This is a genomic window from Longimicrobiaceae bacterium (genome assembly GCA_035696245.1).
Taxonomy (GTDB): domain Bacteria; phylum Gemmatimonadota; class Gemmatimonadetes; order Longimicrobiales; family Longimicrobiaceae; genus DASRQW01.
The window spans coordinates 1-1,611 of record DASRQW010000537.1 but is presented as its reverse complement, the minus strand read 5'-3'; the positions used below and the strand labels follow the sequence as shown (position 1 = coordinate 1,611).

3 protein-coding genes are annotated in these 1,611 nt (G+C 69.5%); 1 reads left to right on the top strand and 2 read right to left on the bottom strand.

Features of this window, described 5'->3' with window-relative positions; translation table 11 throughout:
- Positions 1-391, bottom strand: a 391-nt coding sequence (locus VFE05_23800) for a DNA gyrase subunit A (GenBank protein HET6233122.1), incomplete at its 3' end; no start/stop codon positions are given.
- A 100-nt stretch (positions 392-491) separates the two neighbouring features.
- Positions 492-785: a hypothetical protein gene (locus VFE05_23795; protein ID HET6233121.1), complete on the bottom strand. Its 294-nt coding sequence runs from the start codon at positions 783-785 to the stop codon at positions 492-494.
- A gap of 325 nt (positions 786-1,110) precedes the next feature.
- Here VFE05_23795 and VFE05_23790 point away from each other — a divergent pair.
- On the top strand, positions 1,111-1,611 hold a 501-nt coding region (locus VFE05_23790), incomplete at its 3' end, for a shikimate kinase (GenBank protein ID HET6233120.1).

Genomic DNA, 1,611 nt, shown 5'->3' with positions numbered 1-1,611 from the left:
CCACCGGTGCCAGGCGCGACTCCGTGTAGCGGTACGCCGCCGCCCCGTCGCCGTCTATGCTGCCGAAGTTGCCTTGGCCGTCCACCAGCGGGTAGCGCAGCGAGAAGTCCTGCACCATGCGCACGAGGGCGTCGTAGACCGACTGGTCGCCGTGCGGGTGGTACTTGCCCAGCACGTCGCCCACCACCGTCGCGCTCTTCTTGTACGGGCGCGTGGGGCCCAGCCCGGCCTCGTGCATGGCGAACAGGATGCGCCGGTGCACCGGCTTCAGGCCGTCGCGCACGTCGGGCAGCGCGCGCTGTACGATCACGCTCATCGAGTAGTCCAGGAAGGACTCCCGCATCTCGTCTTCGATCAGGCGGGGAAGCACCCGATCCCGCTGCTTGTTCATCGTTCGCCTGGAGGTGGTTTGCCGCTTCCGGAGGGCCGTGCGCAAGGCGGGGAAGGCGGGGAAGATCGGTGTTCGCTGCGTCTCGTTTCGCCGCGCGGTACTACACCGGATCGCGCAGCGGGTTCGGTTTGCTTTCGGGTAGATGCGCACCATCGGATGCCGGCACAGCCCGGTCCCCCGCCCCCGCGGAGATGCGGCTCGAGCCGTCCATCCGGTGCCGCTTGAGCATCCGCAGCGAGACGACGGTGGCCGCCACGCCCGCGCCAACGCCCACGCCGCCGGCGAACAGGCCGACCACGTCCACCGCTCGCGCCGTGTGCCCGACCAGGGCGAACGCCTGCGAAAGCGCGACCAGCACCGAGAGCACCGTCGCCCCCACACTCAGCGCTGTCACCTTCTCTCTCGTCATCGCAAACTTCGCTGGAAGGAGATGCGAACATCGAACGCAACTACCTGCGACTGCTGAAGATGCCGCCCCCACGCGGACACTCGTCCGCAGGACGGCCGCCGTTCCGAGCCGGGGGCTTTCATACCCCCGGCGATACTCCGGCGAGCACGAAATCCTCCAACACTCAGCGGGCAAGGCCGGCATCGGTAGATGCGCATCTTCCGAGATCCGCGCCGGCACGGCAGGTGGGCCCGCATCCTGCTTTCTCGCGGCGCGGCGCCGCGCATCCCACGCTCGGACGTCTCGCATCTCCCGCTCACAGGAGCAGCCCGTGCCCGCCAGCAACGAGAACGACCGCGTCGCGCTCCCGCCGTTCGTGGTCCGGCGCGTGGTGCTGCTGGGGTACATGACCGCCGGCAAGAGCACCGTGGGCGCGGCGCTCGCGCGGAGGCTGGAGTGGGGCTATCTGGATTTCGACGTGGAGATAGAACACCGGGAGGGGCGCACCGTCAAGGAGATCATCGACGCGCAGGGCCAGGATCACTTCCGCGGCCTGGAAGCCGCCCTCACCCGCGAGGCCGCCGACGCGTCGTTCAACGTTCTCGCACCGGGCGGCGGCTGGATCACCCGTCCGGAGCTGCTGGACTCGCTGGGTGCCGGCACGCTCTCCGTCTGGCTGCGCGTGTCGGCCGAAGAGACGCTGCGCCGCCTGAAGGCCGACACCATCGACCGGCCGTTCAAGGACCATCCGGACCCGCTGCCCATGATCTCGCAGATGCTGGCCGACCGTGAGCCGCTGTACCGCCTCGCCGGCCTCACCGTCCCCGTAGAC